Here is a 21,132-nt window from a genome sequence, read left to right on the forward strand (position 1 = left end):
GGGACGTATAATAGGTCTGTAGCTCAGCTGGTTAGAGCGCACCCCTGATAAGGGTGAGGTCGGCAGTTCAAGTCTGCCCAGACCTACCAAATTCTTCGTTATGCGTCTTTGCTTAATGACTCGTTTAGTGAACTAAACGTCGCCATCAAGCGCCTAGCTTAACTCGAATTATTAACTTCTTCATAAAGAACGAGAGACCAAATTAAAGGTTACTTTTTAGTGATTTTCAATTTGGTTTTTTTAACCAAGTTTTTAACCGAATGCGTGTTAATTACGATTTCTTTAACAATCTGGAAAGCTGATATTTATATCCCGATATAAGTAGTTTTATCGACTAGTTATATCACGTTAGCTTTAGGTAAGTAACGAGTGTCGCGCTCATTACTTTAATGAATAAAGCTAACAACCGAAATAAGACTTCCTTATCTTATTTCATTCTAATTCAAGTGCTATTTATAGTACGTGAAAATGTCAGACATACATTGATACTCAGTTTTGTCACTGAGTAACCTAAAATATTTAGGGTTGTATGGTTAAGTGACTAAGCGTATATGGTGGATGCCTTGGCAGTTAGAGGCGATGAAGGACGTGTTAATCTGCGATAAGCTGTGTTAAGTCGATAAAAGACGTTACAGACACAGATTTCCGAATGGGGAAACCCAATGTCATAAGACATTATCATTAACTGAATACATAGGTTAATGAGGCGAACCGGGAGAACTGAAACATCTAAGTACCCCGAGGAAAAGAAATCAACCGAGATTTCGTTAGTAGCGGCGAGCGAACGCGAATTAGCCCTTAAGCGTATGGGCGTCAGTGGAACAAGCTGGAAAGCTTGGCGATACAGGGTGATAGCCCCGTACACGAAGACAAACATATTGTGAAAACGAGTAGGTCGGCACACGTGAAATGTTGACTGAATATGGGGGGACCATCCTCCAAGGCTAAATACTCCTAACTGACCGATAGTGAACCAGTACCGTGAGGGAAAGGCGAAAAGAACCCCTGTGAGGGGAGTGAAATAGAACCTGAAACCGTATACGTACAAGCAGTGGAAGCCTTCGGGTGACTGCGTACCTTTTGTATAATGGGTCAGCGACTTATTTTTAGTAGCAAGGTTAACCGATTAGGGGAGCCGTAGCGAAAGCGAGTGTTAACTGCGCGTACAGTTGCTAGGAATAGACCCGAAACCCGGCGATCTACCCATGGGCAGGTTGAAGGTTGAGTAACATCAACTGGAGGACCGAACACACGTATGTTGAAAAATGCGGTGATGACTTGTGGGTCGGAGTGAAAGGCTAATCAAGCCGGGAGATAGCTGGTTCTCCCCGAAATCTATTTAGGTAGAGCCTCGCACGAACACCATTGGGGGTAGAGCACTGTTAAGGCTAGGGGGTCATCCCGACTTACCAACCCTTTGCAAACTCCGAATACCAATGAGTGATATGCGGGAGACACACTATGGGTGCTAACGTCCATAGTGAAGAGGGAAACAACCCAGACCGCCAGCTAAGGTCCCAAAGTACTAGTTAAGTGGGAAACGATGTGGAAAGGCATAGACAGCTAGGAGGTTGGCTTAGAAGCAGCCATCCTTTAAAGAAAGCGTAATAGCTCACTAGTCGAGTCGGTCTGCGCGGAAGATGTAACGGGGCTAAACTAGTCACCGAAGCTGCGGATTTAAATCTTTGATTTAAGTGGTAGGGGAGCGTTCTGTAAGCCGTTGAAGGTGTGTTGTAAGGCATGCTGGAGGTATCAGAAGTGCGAATGCTGACATGAGTAACGATAATGGGAGTGAAAAACTCCCACGCCGAAAGACCAAGGTTTCCTGTCCCATGTTAATCAGGGCAGGGTAAGTCGGCCCCTAAGGCGAGGCCGAAAGGCGTAGTCGATGGGAAACAGATTAATATTTCTGTACTTCTATATATTGCGAAGGAGGGACGGAGCAGGCTAAACAGGCATGGCGTTGGTAGTCCATGTGAAAGTGAGTAGGTTGAGAACTTAGGCAAATCCGGGTTCTTAAGACTGAGACACGAGACGATACTCTACGGAGTAGAAGCTGTTGATGCCATACTTCCAGGAAAAGCTTCTAAGCATCAGATATATAGGAACCGTACCCCAAACCGACACAGGTGGTTAGGTAGAGAATACTAAGGCGCTTGAGAGAACTCGGGTGAAGGAACTAGGCAAAATAGTACCGTAACTTCGGGAGAAGGTACGCTGTCGACGGTGATGAGACTTGCTCTTTAAGCTGTTGACAGTCGAAGTAACCAGGTGGCTGGAACTGTTTATTAAAAACACAGCACTGTGCAAAATCGAAAGATGACGTATACGGTGTGACGCCTGCCCGGTGCCGGAAGGTTAATTGATTGGGTTAGCTCTGCGAAGCTCATGATCGAAGCCCCGGTAAACGGCGGCCGTAACTATAACGGTCCTAAGGTAGCGAAATTCCTTGTCGGGTAAGTTCCGACCTGCACGAATGGCGTAATCATGGCCACACTGTCTCCACCCGAGACTCAGTGAAATTGAATTTGCGGTTAAGATGCCGTATACCCGCGGCTAGACGGAAAGACCCCGTGAACCTTTACTATAGCTTGACAGTGAACATTGCTCCTACATGTGTAGGATAGGTGGGAGGCTTTGAAGCATGCACGCCAGTGTGTGTGGAGCCAACCTTGAAATACCACCCTTGTATGCGTGATGTTCTAACCTAGGGCCCTGATCGGGCTTGGGGACACTGTCTGGTGGGTAGTTTGACTGGGGCGGTCTCCTCCCAAAGAGTAACGGAGGAGCACGAAGGTTGGCTAAGTACGGTCGGACATCGTACGGTTAGTGCAATGGCATAAGCCAGCTTAACTGCGAGACAGACACGTCGAGCAGGTGCGAAAGCAGGTCATAGTGATCCGGTGGTTCTGTATGGAAGGGCCATCGCTCAACGGATAAAAGGTACTCCGGGGATAACAGGCTGATACCGCCCAAGAGTTCATATCGACGGCGGTGTTTGGCACCTCGATGTCGGCTCATCACATCCTGGGGCTGAAGTCGGTCCCAAGGGTATGGCTGTTCGCCATTTAAAGTGGTACGCGAGCTGGGTTTAGAACGTCGTGAGACAGTTCGGTCCCTATCTGCCGTGGGCGTTTGAGAATTGAAGAGGGCTGCTCCTAGTACGAGAGGACCGGAGTGGACGAACCACTGGTGTTCGGGTTGTCATGCCAATGGCATTGCCCGGTAGCTACGTTCGGAACTGATAACCGCTGAAAGCATCTAAGCGGGAAACAGGCTTTGAGATGAGTTCTCACTGGAGATTTAATCTCCCTAAAGGGTCGTTGGAGACTACAACGTTGATAGGTCAGGTGTGTAAGGGTTGTGAGGCCTTGAGCTAACTGATACTAATTGCCCGTGAGGCTTAACCATACAACACCTAAATGTTTTAGGTATGTTTGATAACATCACGTACTGTGCCTTGAATTAGAATAACGATAGATATCAGAATTCCGAGATTGTGTTTACGCGAGTAAACGAAAAAAGATTATGCTTGATGACAATAGCATTGTAGAACCACCTGACTCCATGCCGAACTCAGTAGTGAAATGCAATAGCGCCGATGGTAGTGTGGGAGTTCCCATGTGAGAGTAGGACATCATCAAGCTTCTATTCCAAAGAAAAGGCCGTCTAGTAAGACGGCCTTTTTTTATGGACAAAATACATGGAGTACTCTCACGAGTGTAGGGTTAAAAAGGTTAACAGACAACATGAACAGTTTCATGTTGGCCCGTTTTAACCGAATGAGCTATGCGAATTCGCGGGCCTGAATCAAGCTTCTATTAAGAGAAACCCGTAGCGAAAGCTACGGGTTTCTGCGTTAAGGGCGAAAAATTATCAAAGTAAAAATAATAATATTAGCACCAGTTGACTCCATGCGCAGATACCCGTAACAGACGCCCTTTTTTGTGGGCACAATATGGGGTATTCTCACTTGGTCGTTCTTTGCCATCCATGGCACCGCGACATTAGTGAAGCCATTCACGTCAGCAGGGCAAAGCATGATTTAAATTGAATAAATATGCTTATTCAATCCCTGAAAGCGGATTGAGCTCTGCGAAATCCTGAACCTGAGTTAGACACTCACTAAAAAAAACGTAATTAAAGCTACGATCTCTTCGTTTTATGATCTCAAGGATGGAGATCATTTGACGATTCGTCAAATGAATATCGATTAGCGATTGTTTAATTCACGAAATATTCTTGCTATTAACGTAAAGCCATTAGTGCTTGCTAGTGTTCCATTTTATTGTGCCTTTTACACAAGGCAAATCAACGTTTAACGCTTAACGTTAAGGTTAAAGCCTCTATCTAAGTTTAAATAGGAGAAATACTTTGAAGTTATTATATGCCATTTTTTTATGGTTGAACTTAGGCTGGTCGTTAAATTCATTGCAAGCATCTGATGATTTAGCCACGCTCTTTAAAAAAGCATCTGTCGCATTAGCTATTGATTTAGACAAAGCGGAATCACTCATAGAGAAAGCACTATCGTTGGAACCCAACAACCCTGAAGTAAACTTTCTTTGTGGTCGGATAATGGGAAGGCAAGCAGAAGATGCTATTTTTACTGCAATGAGTTATGCCAATAAATCATTGTCTTGCTTAAAAAAAGCGGTTGAACTTCAGCCTAATAAAGTTGTTTATAGAATTGGATTACTTAATTTTTATTTGGGAGCACCTTCTATTGCTGGAGGTGATATAGAACTTGCATCAGAACAAGTAGCAGCTATTTATCAATTGAATTCAGTACAAGGTGCATTAGCTGAAATTAAGTTATTGCGTGAACAAGATAAAAAAGATGTATTAAAATCTAAATTAATTAAATGGTCAGCGAAGTATCCTAAGATTAACGAGTTTACTTTTCGTCTTGGCTTGATATACCAAGATGAAAGTAACTTTAGAGAAGCATTCAAAGCTTTTGAACAGGCAGCGTCCAGTCAAGAACAGCAAATATACTATTTGAATTCATTATATCAGCTGGGGAGAAACGCAGTTTTTAGTCACTATAATGTGCAAGAGGGTATTAATTCATTGCTCATTTTTATTGCCGAATCAGATGGCGATAAAGGTGTTCCTTCAAATGAATGGGCTGCACTTCGCTTAGCTCAGTTGTATCGATTGATTGAAAACGATGAATTGACAAGAAAATACGTCAAACTTGCTGAAAAAAGTGATGAACGCGAGTTGCATAGAGTACTTAAGAAAATTTATAACGTTAGGTAAGACTATGATTAATATTAATGCATTAAAAACAGGTGAAGCTAGCATAGTACTATTATTGTTAGTATTGATACTTGAAGGGCCTGTTCGATTGTTTTTACAGCCTGACCCTTGGCTATTACATCCAACGCATTGGTACTTTAATCAACCAACAAGGTTATTGGTTGAACTTACTGTAGTAATTGTCGCACTGTTAGTGCTTTATAAATCGTTTGCCCGTTTATTGTTTATTGATAAAACATACATTCCTCTTATGATTGTTGCATCACTTAGCTCGGCATTAATTTTTGCTATTTTGGAGCTTGAACAATTAAAAGAAAGCTTTAATACGCCGCTAGGTAACATAATGTTATGGTTAATGACGGGGTTTATCATTGGTGTTGGCCAAGAAGTTGTTTATAGAGGGTTATTATTTACCTCATTGACAGCCTACTTTACAGCAAGGGGGTCATCATTAATTACAACGCTCATCTTTGTTATTGCCCCACTGCATTCAATAAGGTTATGGGAGCTCTATAAATTAGAAGAATACCATGTTGTTTTGATTTTAATTACAATTTATGTAGCAGTAAGTTTCTTGTTTCAATGGTTAAGAGATAAAAGCAACAGTATAATTGTACCGGGGGTAGTCCATGGAGTCGGGAATGCAATTACATGGCTAGCAGTGTTTTCTTAGTTAATTTCTTCGATGAGTTATACCAACTCAATTAAATATTTAGTCACTTAGCGAGAAATAAAAGGGTTAGAGGCAAGGCATTGATTGCAAAGAATGGTTATTCCATTGTTAAAATCAATAACACAGTCTATAACCCTTTTAAACTCGCCCTTGGGAACTCATTAGCGCCCTGATAATTTCCCTAAATAATCGAACTATAGAGCGACTATACTTAAATTATTTAGCTTGTTCTAAGCGCGCTAATGAAGTGCTAAGTTGGCTAAATATTTAATAGAATTGGTATTATTAAGATGTATATAAAAAAAGCCCATGTTAAATATGGGCTTTTTTTATTTGAAATTATGTTGAGCTACGCTATTTTTTAGACTTACCAATTGAAATAACGAGTTGATCAAATTGTTTTACCTGATCCATTACTTGAACAACCATATCGTGTGTTGTTTCATATTCAGGAATAATAACAGCACTGTTTGTTAGGTTTTCAGCTAAGAAGCTCTCTATACGTGCACCTAATCGTTCAATATCTACTGGTTTGCCGTTAAATTTAATTTGTCCATTTTCACTAATTTGAACAACAACGGTAGGAGTAGCGTTATTAGGCGGGTTATTTTGCGCTTTTGGTCTATTTACTAAAATACCTTCTTCGCGAACAAAAGAGGTCGTTACGATAAAGAAAATCAATAGTATAAATACAATATCCAACATTGGCGTCATATCTACTTCACTTTCGTTGGCTTCTTCTGCGTGTCTTCTTCTACTCATGGTTAACCCTTATTCTAACCGCAATGACTAATAATATTACGATTTACTTCGTATAGTTTTGATGTAATGTACTGATAAAATGGCTTATGGTCAATCTTTAATCTTAGAATTTACCTGCAAAATTATTATTTTTATAGTTGTTGTTTATTTCTTCAACGCTTAATGATCTTGAGTCGCCAGCTTTAAGGTTTTTATCAAGAGTGATATGACCAACACTAATGCGGTGTATGCTTAAAACTTTGTTTTGAAAACGGCCGAACATACGCTTAATTTGATGATATTTTCCTTCTTGAATGATAACCAAGGCTTTATAACTCGTCAGTATTTCAAGCTGCGCAGGTAATGTTGTTGCATTTTCATACTCAAAATACATGCCCTGGGCAAATGCTGTTGCATAATCTTGCGTTATAGGTTTATCGACAGTCACTAAGTACTGCTTTTCCACTTTAGCAGATGGGTTGGTTATTTGTTCAGACCATCGACTGTCATTGGTTAATAATATAAGCCCTGTGCTATTTAGGTCTAACCTTCCTACTATATGTAATTCGTTTTTATACGGAAAGTTTAATAAGTTAATAACGGTTTGGTGTTTATTGTCTTTTGTAGCTGATACTACACCTTTAGGCTTATTTAACATTAGGTAATAAGCTTCTTCAAAAGGTAATAGTTGTGTTGTTACAATAATTTTTGAAAATTTGTTAACAATTTCGTCTGCATTTTGAGTTGTTACTCCATCAACACTTATCTCTTGTTTTGCAAGTAAGCGTTTAACGTCTTTACGGGAAATGTTTAATGCTTGTGATATTCGCTTATCTAATCGCTGACGGTTTAATGCGTTGTTGTTTGCCACGGTAGCACTCTCAAACGTTGAAGTATTGGAATTGTATCAATTCTATAAATAGATTTTAAATCCTAAACTGTCGATGCCATAACATTTAATGACAAAAATATAAGGTAAATAATAGATATAGTATTTTCTTTGAACTAGACATTAGGCATGGGTGGTAAAAGGTAGAAGGTGCTTGCACCGCAGTAATTAATTAAATATATAAAACAATGAGTGGTGGACGATACTGGGCTTGAACTTGTGATTCGGCGCGGGTGGTAAAAGGTAGAAGGTGCTCGCACCGCTATAATTAACTGAAATCAAAACATAAAGAAATTGGTGGACGATACTGGGCTTGAACTTGTGATTCGGCGCGGGTGGTAAAGGGTAGAAGGTGCTCGCACCGCTATAATTAACTGAAATCAAAACATAAAAAAGTGGTGGGCAGTACTGGGTTTGAACTTGTGATTTGGCGTGGGTGGTAAAAGGTAGAAGGTGCTCGCACCGCTATAATTAACTGAAATCAAAACATAAAGAAATTGGTGGACGATACTGGGCTTGAACCAGTGACCCCCGCCTTGTAAGGGCGGTGCTCTCCCAACTGAGCTAATCGTCCTAATAGGAACAGATATAATTAAAGAAGTGGTGGACGATACTGGGCTTGAACCAGTGACCCCCGCCTTGTAAGGGCGGTGCTCTCCCAACTGAGCTAATCGTCCTAATTATATCTAACAGAAACGCCAAACTTCAAAAGAAGTGGTGGACGGTACTGGGCTTGAACCAGTGACCCCCGCCTTGTAAGGGCGGTGCTCTCCCAACTGAGCTAACCGTCCGTCTCTGTGGTGGCGTATTATAGGGAGATCGTATTTACTGTCAATACAATCACGTTAATTTTTTTAGTTTTTTTGTTAAATTTAAACCAAATGAAGAATATTTCATCAGACTGGGTGTTTTATCACCTTTTTCATTTATCTGCAGTGTTCAAAGGTGTTAACCATCGGAATAGCCTGTTAAAATATCATTATTATTTTATCCTGGTTTTGTTTAAATAAAACCGTTTTCTGTTTTAGTGAGATTGATATGAGCCTAACAACTCGATTTGCACCTAGCCCTACAGGGTATTTACATGTCGGTGGTGCCCGCACTGCCCTTTATAGTTGGTTATATGCACAGAAGAACGGCGGTGAATTTATTCTTCGTATTGAAGATACTGATTTAGAGCGCTCTACTCAAGAATCTGTAGATGCCATTATGGATGGTATGAACTGGCTGAATTTGTCTTGGACTAAGGGCCCGTACTTTCAAACTGAGCGTTTTGATCGTTATAAAGAAGTCATTCAACAACTGATTGTTTCAGGTAATGCATATCGTTGTTACTCAACAGCAGAAGAAGTTGAAGCAATGCGTGAAGAAGCTCGCGCTAAAGGTGAGAAAGAAAAATATAACGGTATATGGCGTGAAAGAACCGATTACCCAGAGGATAAGCCATTTGTCATTCGCTTTAAGAACCCTCTTGACGGTAGCGTTGTGATTAATGACTTAGTTAAAGGCGATATCGTCATTTCAAACGAAGAACTTGACGATTTAATTATTGCGCGTTCAGATGGGTCACCAACGTATAATTTAACGGTTGTTGTTGATGATTGGGATATGGGGGTTACACATGTCGTTCGTGGTGACGATCATGTGAACAATACGCCTCGTCAAATTAATATATTAAAAGCGTTAGGCGCCCCATTACCAGAATATGCCCACATTCCCATGATATTAGGAGACGATGGCAAACGTTTGTCAAAACGTCATGGTGCGGTTTCTGTGATGCAATATCGTGATGATGGGTATTTACCTGAAGCATTACTGAATTATTTAGTGCGTTTAGGTTGGTCTCATGGTGATCAAGAGATTTTTTCTCGTGAAGAAATGATCGAATTGTTTGATTTAACTGGTTGCAATAGGGCACCTTCAGCCTTTAACACTGATAAATTGATTTGGGTAAATCAGCACTATATGAAATCACTTGATCCAGAATATGTTGCCGAACATTTAGCTTGGCACATGAAAGAGCAAGGTATTTCAACAGAAAGTGGGCCTGCATTAAGTGAAATTGTTAAGGTGCAAGCAGATCGCGTAAAAACGCTAAAAGAAATGGCAGAAATATCACGTTACTTTTATCAAGATTTTACCGAGTTTGACGCTACTGCCGCGAAAAAGCATTTGCGACCTGTAGCGGAACAACCATTACAACTTGTTAGAGAAAAGTTATCGTTAGTGTCTGATTGGACACCAGAAGCTATTCAACAAGCAATTAATGCAACAGCAGAAGAGCTTGAATTAGGCATGGGTAAAGTAGGTATGCCATTGCGTGTAGCCGCAACTGGTGCTGGTAATTCTCCTTCGTTAGATGTGACACTTGCTTTGTTACCTCAGGAAAAGGTATTAACAAGAATAGATATGGCATTAGCAGTAATTGAAGCGCGAAAAGCGAATAGTTAATGTTTTCGATAAAGATTGTATAGATATTTTATAATATAGGCCTCGTAAGATATTAAGTGACAATAACTAAAGAGGCTTATTTTTCTGGCGTCGAGAATAATATCTTTATAGTTATATTGAACGCGAATTTAGCGTTGTCATTATCTAAGGTTCACTATTCATTATTAAAGGCCTAACAATAAAAATCAGATAGATTTTTATTGTTAACTTAAAACCATCTTCTGTGAAGGTGGTGATCGTAAAGTCAGGGCTTTGCCCATAAAGTGCTCATGTTAAATATTAACTTCGTTTGCAACCAGCAAATGAAGGAGTAAATAACATGAGCAGATATGAAAACATGTCATGTTGTTGAGTTAAATGTCCAGATAGATCATGTACACCCTTTAGTAAGAACATCACCCAGTTAAGTGTTTCACAACGAGTGGGTTTTACTAATACATTAATGCGCTAAAATCGAGAGTAACTGATTGTAAATATTAAATTAGCATTACTTTTCCTTAAAATGAAAAATCATGCGCATTTGTGCTGAAACAACTATCTTAATGAAGTTACGTATAATAATTTTATGTAACACGATAATAGCTCTAACACACATAAACCAACCGACTAGTAAAATAAAAAACTTCTTAATGTTAATCGACCATTATCTACTGGATTATTTAACAGAAAATTGTCGATTAATGCAGTATGCAGAGCTTGGCTACGGTAAATTACTAAACGATTAAATTTAGCGGGTATAGTATGTATTAAATCGAAGTGTGGTATGTGACCACTTATATATTTTTTTTCAAAATCAGGTGACTCTATGTGCTGCTCTAGAGCTTTAAGGTAATTATTAACTTTTTTACGAGACATTAACTCAATACCAGTTTCTTGATGACGATAAAAACCTGTACCTAGATAAGGAGGATCGCATAAAAAGTGTATACCAGCTAGATTTCCAGAACCATGAGAGTCGTAATGAGGTAAAGCTTGTAATGGGGTCAATTGTTCTTCTGGAGTGTTTACAATAGAAAAGTCACAGAATATTCGCTCTAGGTAGGCAGCAGGTAAATTAAAATATTTTTTTATGTAGGGAGCTAGTAACTTATTTAAGTTATCAGCATAGATTGACTCTACTTCTAAGTGATCTCCTGGATAGTAGTTATCTTTACCACGTGCAGGTTTAGCTTTGTTTTGATTTTTTAAGAATTGAGAAACTAAAAGTTCAGGTTTTACGCTGATATTATCGAAAACTAGAATTGGACTGCCTTCATTGCCGATATATTCAACGTTTGGAGTAACGTCTGTGTTGAAAGAGAGATCATCACTTATAGCTTTTTTAATCATGAAGTTATTTTCATATTAATTTGAAATTCACATGTAATACTACAAGATGATGCTTTTGTTTTAAATGCTTTGATGCAATAATTCGCCTTTCAATTTAATAAAGGTAATCGTTTGTGAATGTAAAATTAAAGCCTCTTTCATTTGAACATCATGGCCAATTAAAATTAAAAAAAGGTCCCCATCTAGATGCTATTTTTAAATCAAATAATGTCGATATAGCTATACATGAATTTGCTAAAGTAGCTTGTGAAGCACCTATAATATTTATTAAAGATCAAGACAGTGGCCAATTTAGAGTTGTTGCTGTTACTGGCCTTAAAGTTGGAGAAAATCTTTTTGTTCATCAAGGAAAATGGCAGGCTAATTTTATACCTCATTGCATAGGTAATACGCCCTTTTATTTAGGTCATAGTCAAGATTCTGCTGACATAGATGATGCAGTTTTACTAGTCGACGAAAAGAATGGAGCACTTGGCAAAGAAGGAACTGCACTTTTTAATGATGATGGCGAATATTCAGATTATGTTTCTGCTACTAAAGAGTCTTTAAAAGACTATGTTAAGTTTCAGCATATGACTAAACAATTTATTAACTTTATTGTGGAACATGAACTGCTTGTATCTCGTGAAATTGACATAACTGCTGGTGAAGAATCAGTGTCATTACATGGCATTTATTTAATTGATCAACAAAAGTTAGATAGTCTATCTGATGAGCTGTTTGTCAAGTTGAGAAAGTTAAACTTTTTACCGTTAATTTATACCCACTTAACATCAATTAGTCAGTTTTCTAATTTGATATCAAACCGTGAAAAATAATAGTAATTGTTAGTAGTAATTAGATCTGTGCTTTGTTGCCTAAAAAGAAAGTCTTAGTAAGAATATACATGGTATGTAGCTTGGAGATAGCTAATCACTTAAAACCTCAAGATTGTAGTGGTCAACTAAAACTGGCCACCTTGTTATAAGTTTTCCAATACTTGTTCTCCGCCTCCTCTGGCATAAACCAACGTTATGCTGGTGTGGTCAGTAACGGTTATTATAACCAACAACATACTTCAGGTGAATAAGTTGGACTAGTTCTATTTGTCATATTAATAACTATTCAGTTATGGTGACCCTATCACCTCTAATTTGGTGGCCAAATTTATTGTGTCACTATTATTGTGCCACTATAGGTGTCAAGGTAACTTTACTAGGAAATTTAGTAACTTTGCAAACTTTGAAAGGTTTTATATAAAAGCGTTTGGTGGATTTTTGTTTAAAATAAACGGAACACGGTTTTTAATAAATGGGTCGATGACACATGATTCTGACTTGTATTTGCGTCTGATACATATACGCAATGGTCTGGTTTTTGAACGATCATTTTAGGGAGTTTTCGGCAACATTTGAACAACATGCAAATGAGAAGATTAATACTAAATGAGAATAGCTCTTACTTGCCATCGACTCCTAAAATTCGACTCTAATTAGTTTCCTACTTTACATTTTCTTACATAGTTATAACACATTCTGAACATTTTTAAATGTAGCCTCTAGCTACAATCAATCACTAACCAATACAAAAATTAGATTACTTTTTTAAAAGGACCTTATGAAAAAACTATTATTTTTTACGCTTCTTGCCTCAACATACGCTACAACGGTGTGCGCTGAAGACAGTTGGTATATTGGCGCATTCTACAATACGCAAGAAATATCTCCTGTTCGAGATTTTAATTCTGCCGGATTCATTGCAGGTTATCAATATAATGAATACTTTGCTCTTGAAACTAGGTTTGCTGCAGGTACATCGGGTTACTCAGGTTCTTATGGCGGCACCAAACCTGAAGGTAGCTATAAAGAAGATATTGACACACAAGCCTCTCTATTAATTAAGGCATCTTACCCTTTATTTGATTCATTTAAAGTGTATGGTTTAGCCGGTTATTCGAATACAAAACTGGAAATAAATGGTTTAGGACAAGATAAGGGGTCAGTGGGTACTATCACAGATGACCTCCCTTTCAAACGCAGTGAATCCGAAAGTGGCTTTAGCTATGGATTCGGTTTAGATTATCAAATAAACGCACAATTAAAAGTGTTCGTTGATTATCAAATTCTTCCTGATTTTGAACCTAATTCAAGTTTTTCTAGAAGCTGGAAGAGTACAACAATTGGTGTTAATTATTCTTTTTAAAATGAATAGTATGGACACCCTTAGTTAATTCTTATGTAGGGTGTCTGGTTAACTTTTAAAGTGAATTGTCTGTAATTGAGGCGCGAAAAGCGAATAGTTAATGTTGTTTATAATCACTTAAGCGCCTTTAATGGCGCTTTTTTTGCAAAAAATTTAGTAAAAACAGGTAAACCAGTGTGTTGCTTGTTTTTAGTACGCCTGCAACGAGGAAAAAACATTATTCGCAAATATATCAAGCTGTTCTAAGATATTCCTAGGTTGTTCATTTTTATTTATTGTGCTAAATACTGGTACGATCAGATTAAAAATATAACAAATTAAAACGGATATTAGCTGGGGAGTTAGATCGTGAAAGTTACCATTAAAAAGGCATTAAAGCCTGCCATCGCTATAGGTATAGCAAGTTTAGTTTCAGCCTGTGGCAACGATTATAAATATGAAAGTGTTAACCAATTAGCACCTGCGGAACCAGAAACACCTACACCACCAACAACTAAGGCACCTTTACCTACGTTTGCGCCTGAAGGTATGTTGTCAGCAAATATACGATGGACAGACTACGGTGTACCGCACGTTAAAGCCGACAATTTAGAAAGCTTGGCTTACGGGGTAGGTTATGCATACGCTAAAGATAATATTTGTATACTTGCAGACCAAGTCGTGAAATATAATTCACAGCGTTCAATGTATTTCGGACCCGATTTAAATCCTGGTTCTGGTGATTCAGAACATCTTATCAATGACTTTGGTTACCTTGCTCTTGGCATTAGAAAACAGGCAGAGCAACACTTTAATGGTATGTCAGAAAATAGCCGCGCGCTGTTAACTGGCTATGCCGCTGGTTATAACAAATATTTAAGTGATAACACCGACGACGTTGATTTAAGCTGTGCTGGGCAGCCTTGGTTACAACCTATCACCAACATAGATGTACTAACTTATTCTTTAGGTGTTGCATTATTACCCGGTGCTGCAAACTTTTTAGGCCCAATGTTTTTAGCTGCACCTCCTGGAGAAAGCTATTTACCTTACCCTAAAGCAGCGAGTGCTTCTGCAAGTTCAATCAAGTATGCACCAAAGGTGAAAATGCCAGAGCGTAATCCATTAGATTTAGGTTCTAATGGTTGGGGTTTAGGGAAAGATAAAACAGAAAATGGTAAAGGTATGGTATTGGCTAATCCTCATTTTCCACATACGGGGAACTTAAGATTTTGGCAGTTTCATAGCATTATTCCTGAGCATATGAATGTTATGGGAGGCTCTTTATCTGGTATGCCAGGCGTAGTGAATATTGGCTTTAATGATAATGTTGCATGGACTCATACTTTTTCGACCGCAGAGCATTTTGTGGTTTATCAATTGACCTTAGATGGATCTCTACCTGGTAACAATCAAGTCATTGATGGTGCTCCTCGAGCAATTGAAGAGCAAGAGCTTGTGATTGATGTTGCTGTTGCGCCAGGTCAAACGATTAAGTTAGCGAAGAAAAGTTACTCAACGGTTCAAGGCCCGATGATCGTTGTACCAGGTAACTTTGAATGGTCAGCAAGTGGTGCCTATGCAATTAAAGACGCTAATTTAGGAAATTTTGATATTGTTGATCATTGGCTAGCGATGAATGTTGCTAGCAACATGGATGAATTTAAGCAGGCCTTTAAGTCACATGATGGCGTTATTTTTAATAATACGATGTCAGCTGATAAAGAAGGCAATGTCTTTTATATTGATGATTCAACCGTGCCTAACCTATCTGATACCGCTATTCATGAGCTAACAACTAACCCATTACTGATTGGCGCTAAACAGCTTGCAGGGTTTACTGTTTTACCCGGTCATATTTCAGCATTTGTTTATGAAGGGGCCGTACCGTACGATAACGCGCCAAAATATGAAGGAAGTGACTACGTACAAAACTCGAACGATAGTTTTTGGCTTACTAATGCCGAATCTCCTATTACGGGGGTTTCTCCATTATACGGCCAAGTAGGAAATCAACAGTCTTTACGTTCAAGAATGGCGCATAAGCTCTTAGCTGATGCAGCTGGAGACGATGGATTATTTACTATCGAGGAAGTAGAAAATGCATTGCTTGGTAATCGTAATTATTTAGGTGAAGCGGTATTAACGGATCTATTAGCTGCATGTACCGAGCAAGGTAGCACACCAGTAAATGGCACGGATATTAGCGCAGGTTGTGGTGCTTTATCGGCATGGGATGGCACAATGAACTTAAACAGTAGTGCAGCTCACTTGTTTAGAGAGTTTGCATTTCAATTTTCGACTAGCCCTCAGTGGTCTGTGCCTTTTAATGTAGAAGACCCCATAAATACACCAAATACACTTGCTTCAAATACCACTATTTTAGCGCACTTTGCCACGGCGATTGAAAAAGTAGAACAAGCCGGAATCGCCTTAGATGCAACGCTTGGTCAGGTGCAGTTTGTTGAGCGTAGCTTACCTAACGGACAAGCGTCAGGTGTTAAATATCCTTGGGGTGGAGCGCATAATATTGAAGGTGGTTTTAATGTCTTTAATAACCGTCGTCATACGGCAAATAATGGTACGTTATTACCAAATCATGGCTATGAAACACAAGACAATACTTCAATCTTAAGTACAGAAGCTGGTGGTTATCATATTGGATACGGTAGTAGCTGGATGACCGTAGTAAACTTTACGGATGAAGGACCTAAAGCGAAAGGGTTATTAACGTACTCGCAGTCTAGAGCTTACGGTACTGAACATAGTGCTGATCAAACTCAGCTTTATTCAATGGAGCCGCAGCTTAGGCCGTTACGATTTACTGAGTCAGAAATTGAAGCGAATAAAATTAACGAAATTACTATTACAAACGCACAATAAAATTTAATAACGCATAAAAAACGAGTGCTAGTCACTCGTTTTTTTATGTTTGTTGATAAAAATATTACAATCACCAGAATGGGTATTGTCAATGAGGTATTGAATTTTCCATTGTTGATCGGTATGGATTAGTTGAAAACTATTTACACCACAATGGCTTAATTTACCATCAATATAAAAAGCATAGGGTGTCCAAACACTGGCTAGGTTATCACTCACATGTACCGAATAAGAAAACAGTTTTTCATCTAAATATTTATCGGATGTATCAACAAACTGCGCAAACTTTGGTAGTGCAGAGAGTGTTACAACGTTTTCCATTGTAACTCTTTCCAGGTGAGCGCCTTTCGTAAATTGCGCCATTAACTTATCACCGTCATGTTCACGCATTGCGTCAAATAAGTGATTAATTGGTTTTAACGCACCATTTTCTTGCGCAGAAATTTGAGTTGTCATAAGTAAAGACAGCAGAGGTAGGAAGGTATATTTCATTGATTGTCCTTTTTATTGTTTGTTTTTTATAGTAATCGATCATCACAAAAGTTAAATAGCGAAAGCATATGCATTTGTAACGAGTTATAATGACTAGGTAATCGTTTAAGTATTGTAATATATAAGGTAATAATTTTGCATTTTAATGACTTTGGTTTTGACAAACGTTTAATGTCTACAATAGAGCATTTAGGTTTTGAACAACCAACAGATATTCAACACCAAGCAATACCGTTAGCAATGCAGGGGCATGATTTAATAGCCTCAAGCAAAACGGGCTCAGGAAAAACACTAGCGTTTATATTGCCTGCAATGCATAGAATTTCTAAAATGCGTGCGCTTTCTAAGAAAGATCCAAGAGTGGTGATATTGACGCCAACACGCGAGTTGGCGAAGCAAGTATTCAATCAGCTTCGCTTATTCACAAGTGGTAGTGCGTTTAAAGCAGCGTTGATCCTTGGAGGTGAAAACTTTAATGACCAAGTAAAGGTATTAGAGAAAGATCCGCATTTTGTTGTCGCTACGCCAGGCCGTTTAACGGATCATTTAACCAAAGGACATTTTTATTTAAATGGTTTAGAAATGTTAATTCTTGATGAAGCTGATCGTATGCTGGATTTAGGTTTCTCAAAAGAATTAAATCTTATAAATGATCGCGCCGATCATCGAAAACGCCAAACATTAATGTTTTCAGCAACATTAGATCATGCACAAGTAAATGAATTTGCTTTAAAGCTTTTAAATAAACCTAAACGAGTTGCAATAGGCGCTGCCCATACTGAGCATAAAGATATTAATAAACGCTTTTACTTAGCAGATAACCTTGACCAAAAACAAGTATTGTTAACGCACTTTCTCTCGAAAGAAATATCACAACAGTTGATTATATTTACTGCGACACGTTCAGATACGGAAAGGTTAGCGACCGAATTAGAACAGCAAGGACACAATACTGTTGCCTTAAGCGGCGAGTTATCGCAAAGCAAGCGTAACCAAATTATGGAAAGTTTTGCTAAAGGGCAGCATAAAATATTGATCACTACAGATCTTGCCTCAAGAGGCTTAGACTTAACCAATGTTTCTCACGTCATTAATTTTGATTTACCTAAACATACTGAAGAATTTGTTCACCGAATAGGGCGAACTGGCCGCGCTGGTAATAAAGGTGATGCCATTTCATTTGTTGGACCGAAAGATTGGTTAAGTTTTAAAAATATAGAAGCTTTTTTACAACAGTCATTTACCTTTTCAACAGTTGAAGGTATTAACGTTAAATTTTCTGGTCTAAAACCGAAAAAAGCGAGTAATGCAAAAAATAAAGTCAATAAGCCGAAACAAGAAAAAGCCGCAGTTAAAAAATTACCACCCAAAAAAGTAAGAAAAGTTAACTTTGAAAAAGATGTTGGTGATTTACCTATATTGAAACATAGCCGTGTAAAGTCTTATAATGACATTGATCGTGATGATGAAGGTTGAGGAACAACCTCTCATCACTTAAGTATTTTTTAAAGTCATGAGGTATGAAAATGGCAAGGAAGTTCGAAATCATAGAAAAAGACTGGTACAAACGCCGCACAATATTGGGTAAAGATATAAAGCCAGTGCATGTAGCGATACCTGATTATCAGCCGGTTCACAATTATATTTGTAATATGATTGTTAGTTATGATGACGATTCATTAAAAACCTTGATTGCTCGCGTGTTGTATAATGAATTAACGAGTAAGTGGACTGTCGATGGTATGGAAGTTTCGGTAACGGTCATCGAAATGTCTAACGAAAATGCCGGCGATATGTTTAATCGACAAGTAGGTTAAGTATGGCAAATACGGCTAGCTGTTTGTGTGGGAAAATAACTTTTTTTGTGCAAGAGTTTATGTCGGCTGTGGCTCATTGTCATTGTACTATGTGTCGTAAATTTCATGGTGCGGCATTTTCTACTTTTGCAGAGGTTAGCCTTAACCATATTACTTTTACTCGTGGTGAAGCGTTGCTTCAAAGCTACGTTGCCGATAATAACAGTGTAAGAAAATTCTGCAAATGTTGTGGGTCAAGTCTGATCTTCGAATCAGCATTTAATCGCTCAGATAATACCATTGAAGTGGCACTCGCAGCGTTTGATCATATTGAAACGATAAAGCCTAACGCACATATTTATGTCGCAAATAAAGCGCCATGGTTTGAAATCACAGACAACATACCTCAATTTAAACATTTTAGAGTATAAAATTTACAATCGGTGTAACTTAACACCGGCTGCTGATGTAAGGGTTAGGTGGTGGCTACAAAATTACCATGAAATCCTAATGGTATATGGTAGGGTAGCCAAGCTCGACAAACAGGGCCATTTGATAGCTCTTTCACATCAAAAATATTTAAACAGGTTCTTTTAGACGGTACATGTAAGGCTGTACCTAGTAAATAACCTTCACCTTCTTTATTTGTTGGGCTAACGGCAATATGTTCTTCTACTAGAAAGTCTTTACCGTAAATATATTGCTGAATCTTTCCATTTGAAACATGGTAGTTAGAAATAGTATCATTCCAAAGCATTGTTTCTGTTGAGCCAATGGTATAAAGCTCATGGTTTCTCAAACCAACCTTTGTCTCATTAATACGTGGAAATTCGCTATTTTCCCCGATGTAGTCATGCTGCACTGTGCCATTGGGCTTTAAAGTAAACAATGTTGTTTTAGCAGTACTTAAAGATGTTGGATTTAAGCCTTTCATTAGCGTATTCATGTGATGTAAAACATCAACACTTGAATACAAACTGGCATCAAAGTGAATGCTGCCATCGCTTTCCTCCCAAGCATTTCCATAATGAAAAGCAAACCCTGACGGTAGGTCAAAACATTTCTTTAACGTTAAGGTAGCTTTATCGACGACTAAAACCTGCATGGGTAATGCATCGTTAAATTCAATTGCATTGAAAAAGCCTGATGTTGTATTGTTTTTTTCTAATGAGGGTAAAATAAGTAAAATATGTTTATGGGTTATCAGGAAGTCATGCAACATACCACCGCGATAGCTAGTTTTTATTAAATTAACATTGCGAGTAATGCCTTTGGCATTTAACTGATAAAGCACAATGTGACCGGTATGTGACATACCGAAATTCCAGATATCACCATTAGCTTCAACTTTTGGATGTGCTGAAAATGCCAAACCTTTTAGAGTATTGCCGTAATCGCTATTTTTTCCTAAGTTAACGTATTCTAAAGTGCTAAGATCTTCTTTTGAAATCGCAACAGGTGAGCCTGCTTCCCATAACGCCCATAATTCACCGTTAACGGGAATGATATTTGTGTTTGCGGTATTTATCGTTTCAGGTGTAGAGACGGGCAAGCTATTAGCTACTCGACTATCTGGCCCAGAATATAGAAATTTACCCACTTGTTGCTCTTGTTGATATTTATGAGTCTTTACGAACTTTCCTCGATGATAAATTTCTCCATTGTTAAAATGAAAATCTTGGATCATGCCATCGCCTTCAAACAAATGCTGATATCGTTGTTGGCCTCGTTCAAATAACGCAGCACCATTACGATAAAAGTTGCCTTTAATATCTTTGGGAATCGTACCTTCTATGGTTAAGCGTGTTTTAGAGAATTCCTGATGGGTTCCCTGAAAGCCGATAAGTTTCGGGTTATTAAGCAGTGCTTTATCAAATAAAGCTTTATTTTCAGCGAGCGAGTCTATTTCTTGTAGCATAAACGCTGCAATAGACTCTGTTGTTGGTAGCATGGTTGTGGCTGCTCCCACAACTAAAGACTTTAATGCTTGGCGTCGTTCCATTGTTAACCCCTTAGTAGATGACTGTAGAGTGGGTGATTACATCACTATCGACAATACTCACTTTCATATCCTGATACTTGGCTGGGCCGAAATTTCCTTTTGCATTATTTGAGTAACCGTAGCCTTCTGTTGGAATGCCAATTAAGTTAGTAGCTAATTGGTTATCGCTATTTTCATCGTGAAAATAACGAATGGCATATTCACCATTTTCTAAGTTGCTAAAGGTGAGTATCAGCGTGCCTTCTTTCGCCATTGATTGTTGAGCCATCATTGGCTTATTAGCTTGATAATTTGATTCACCCTTAAACAGTTGCGCCAATATTTTACCTTGATTACTTTTGACTTCTCGAATTTCTAATTGCAAAGAGTGGCTAAAAACATTTGCTGATAAAGTCAATAATGTTGTGGCAATTGTTAGTTTAATTTTCATTTTCTCTCCAGAATGTTAATT

At 38.5% G+C, this 21,132-nt stretch carries 15 protein-coding genes, 4 tRNA genes and 2 rRNA genes; 12 read left to right on the top strand and 9 right to left on the bottom strand.

Annotated features, from left to right (window positions below):
- Nucleotides 1–12: 12 nt before the first annotated feature.
- From QUE72_RS08020 to QUE72_RS08040, 5 genes are all read left to right on the top strand, one after another.
- Nucleotides 13–89, top strand: a tRNA-Ile gene (locus tag QUE72_RS08020).
- 442 nt (nt 90–531) lie between these two features.
- Nucleotides 532–3,411, top strand: a 23S ribosomal RNA gene (locus tag QUE72_RS08025).
- Between the two features lie 120 nt (nt 3,412–3,531).
- Nucleotides 3,532–3,646, top strand: a 5S ribosomal RNA gene (gene rrf, locus QUE72_RS08030).
- A gap of 728 nt (nt 3,647–4,374) precedes the next feature.
- A complete protein-coding gene (locus QUE72_RS08035) occupies nt 4,375–5,265 on the top strand; it encodes a tetratricopeptide repeat protein (RefSeq protein ID WP_286272640.1) in 891 nt (296 codons plus the stop codon).
- A gap of 4 nt (nt 5,266–5,269) precedes the next feature.
- On the top strand, nt 5,270–5,938 hold the full coding sequence (locus QUE72_RS08040) for a CPBP family intramembrane glutamic endopeptidase (RefSeq protein ID WP_286272642.1): 669 nt from the start codon (nt 5,270–5,272) through the stop codon (nt 5,936–5,938).
- A 354-nt stretch (nt 5,939–6,292) separates the two neighbouring features.
- Here QUE72_RS08040 and QUE72_RS08045 read toward each other — a convergent pair whose 3' ends face one another.
- The 5 genes from QUE72_RS08045 to QUE72_RS08065 all read right to left on the bottom strand — a co-directional run bounded on the left by QUE72_RS08045 (nt 6,293) and on the right by QUE72_RS08065 (nt 8,359).
- Nucleotides 6,293–6,700 carry an ExbD/TolR family protein gene (locus tag QUE72_RS08045; RefSeq protein ID WP_074495748.1) on the bottom strand — a complete coding sequence of 136 codons (408 nt, stop codon included), beginning with the start codon at nt 6,698–6,700 and terminating at the stop codon, nt 6,293–6,295.
- Nucleotides 6,701–6,803: 103 nt separating this feature from the next.
- Entirely contained in the window at nt 6,804–7,550 is a 747-nt protein-coding gene (locus QUE72_RS08050; protein ID WP_286272643.1) for a pseudouridine synthase, read from the bottom strand.
- Nucleotides 7,551–8,066: 516 nt separating this feature from the next.
- Nucleotides 8,067–8,142, bottom strand: a tRNA-Val gene (locus tag QUE72_RS08055).
- A 27-nt stretch (nt 8,143–8,169) separates the two neighbouring features.
- Nucleotides 8,170–8,245: transfer RNA gene (locus tag QUE72_RS08060), tRNA-Val, on the bottom strand.
- Between the two features lie 38 nt (nt 8,246–8,283).
- Nucleotides 8,284–8,359, bottom strand: a tRNA-Val gene (locus tag QUE72_RS08065).
- 247 nt (nt 8,360–8,606) lie between these two features.
- On the opposite strand from QUE72_RS08065, the gene gltX reads away from it, so the two are divergent.
- A complete protein-coding gene (gene gltX, locus QUE72_RS08070) occupies nt 8,607–10,019 on the top strand; it encodes a glutamate--tRNA ligase (protein WP_286272646.1) in 1,413 nt (470 codons plus the stop codon).
- A gap of 606 nt (nt 10,020–10,625) precedes the next feature.
- Here the strand turns inward: gltX and QUE72_RS08080 are convergent.
- Nucleotides 10,626–11,348, bottom strand: coding sequence for a DUF6445 family protein (locus QUE72_RS08080; RefSeq protein WP_286272648.1), 723 nt, complete (start codon nt 11,346–11,348; stop codon nt 10,626–10,628).
- Nucleotides 11,349–11,461: 113 nt separating this feature from the next.
- Here QUE72_RS08080 and QUE72_RS08085 point away from each other — a divergent pair, with 113 nt between their 5' ends.
- From QUE72_RS08085 to QUE72_RS08095, 3 genes are all read left to right on the top strand, one after another.
- The gene (locus QUE72_RS08085; protein WP_286272649.1) at nt 11,462–12,166 is read left to right on the top strand and encodes a SapC family protein; all 705 of its coding nucleotides are present in this window, start codon (nt 11,462–11,464) and stop codon (nt 12,164–12,166) included.
- A gap of 778 nt (nt 12,167–12,944) precedes the next feature.
- Nucleotides 12,945–13,529, top strand: a complete 585-nt coding sequence (locus QUE72_RS08090; RefSeq protein WP_286272650.1) for a porin family protein — start codon at nt 12,945–12,947, stop codon at nt 13,527–13,529.
- A gap of 345 nt (nt 13,530–13,874) precedes the next feature.
- Nucleotides 13,875–16,391, top strand: coding sequence for an acylase (locus QUE72_RS08095; protein WP_407704973.1), 2,517 nt, complete (start codon nt 13,875–13,877; stop codon nt 16,389–16,391).
- Between the two features lie 27 nt (nt 16,392–16,418).
- Here QUE72_RS08095 and QUE72_RS08100 read toward each other — a convergent pair whose 3' ends face one another.
- A complete protein-coding gene (locus QUE72_RS08100) occupies nt 16,419–16,883 on the bottom strand; it encodes a hypothetical protein (RefSeq protein ID WP_286272653.1) in 465 nt (154 codons plus the stop codon).
- 135 nt (nt 16,884–17,018) lie between these two features.
- Between QUE72_RS08100 and QUE72_RS08105 the strand changes: the two genes are divergently transcribed.
- The 3 genes from QUE72_RS08105 to QUE72_RS08115 are packed head-to-tail and all read left to right on the top strand — an operon-like array spanning nt 17,019 to nt 19,110.
- Nucleotides 17,019–18,359, top strand: a complete 1,341-nt coding sequence (locus QUE72_RS08105; RefSeq protein ID WP_074495759.1) for a DEAD/DEAH box helicase — start codon at nt 17,019–17,021, stop codon at nt 18,357–18,359.
- Between the two features lie 50 nt (nt 18,360–18,409).
- Nucleotides 18,410–18,700: a hypothetical protein gene (locus QUE72_RS08110; RefSeq protein ID WP_074495762.1), complete on the top strand. Its 291-nt coding sequence runs from the start codon at nt 18,410–18,412 to the stop codon at nt 18,698–18,700.
- Between the two features lie 2 nt (nt 18,701–18,702).
- Nucleotides 18,703–19,110: a GFA family protein gene (locus tag QUE72_RS08115; protein ID WP_074495764.1), complete on the top strand. Its 408-nt coding sequence runs from the start codon at nt 18,703–18,705 to the stop codon at nt 19,108–19,110.
- A gap of 44 nt (nt 19,111–19,154) precedes the next feature.
- On the opposite strand, the gene QUE72_RS08120 is transcribed toward QUE72_RS08115, so the two are convergent.
- Entirely contained in the window at nt 19,155–20,681 is a 1,527-nt protein-coding gene (locus QUE72_RS08120) for a carotenoid oxygenase family protein (RefSeq protein WP_286272655.1), read from the bottom strand.
- Nucleotides 20,682–20,691: 10 nt separating this feature from the next.
- The gene (locus QUE72_RS08125) at nt 20,692–21,111 is read right to left on the bottom strand and encodes a DUF2141 domain-containing protein (protein ID WP_074495769.1); all 420 of its coding nucleotides are present in this window, start codon (nt 21,109–21,111) and stop codon (nt 20,692–20,694) included.
- Nucleotides 21,112–21,132: the final 21 nt, after the last annotated feature.

Origin of the sequence: Thalassotalea hakodatensis, assembly GCF_030295995.1 — a bacterium.
GTDB classification, from domain to species: Bacteria; Pseudomonadota; Gammaproteobacteria; order Enterobacterales; family Alteromonadaceae; genus Thalassotalea_C; species Thalassotalea_C hakodatensis.

Coding starts and splice junctions, on each gene's coding strand:
- QUE72_RS08100 (WP_286272653.1), bottom strand. CDS start 16,883: ATGAAATATACCTTCCTACCTCTGCTGTCTTTACTTATGACAACTCAA.
- gltX (WP_286272646.1), top strand. CDS start 8,607: ATGAGCCTAACAACTCGATTTGCACCTAGCCCTACAGGGTATTTACAT.
- QUE72_RS08120 (WP_286272655.1), bottom strand. CDS start 20,681: ATGGAACGACGCCAAGCATTAAAGTCTTTAGTTGTGGGAGCAGCCACA.
- QUE72_RS08125 (WP_074495769.1), bottom strand. CDS start 21,111: ATGAAAATTAAACTAACAATTGCCACAACATTATTGACTTTATCAGCA.
- QUE72_RS08080 (WP_286272648.1), bottom strand. CDS start 11,348: ATGATTAAAAAAGCTATAAGTGATGATCTCTCTTTCAACACAGACGTT.
- QUE72_RS08115 (WP_074495764.1), top strand. CDS start 18,703: ATGGCAAATACGGCTAGCTGTTTGTGTGGGAAAATAACTTTTTTTGTG.
- QUE72_RS08045 (WP_074495748.1), bottom strand. CDS start 6,700: ATGAGTAGAAGAAGACACGCAGAAGAAGCCAACGAAAGTGAAGTAGAT.
- QUE72_RS08110 (WP_074495762.1), top strand. CDS start 18,410: ATGGCAAGGAAGTTCGAAATCATAGAAAAAGACTGGTACAAACGCCGC.
- QUE72_RS08090 (WP_286272650.1), top strand. CDS start 12,945: ATGAAAAAACTATTATTTTTTACGCTTCTTGCCTCAACATACGCTACA.
- QUE72_RS08040 (WP_286272642.1), top strand. CDS start 5,270: ATGATTAATATTAATGCATTAAAAACAGGTGAAGCTAGCATAGTACTA.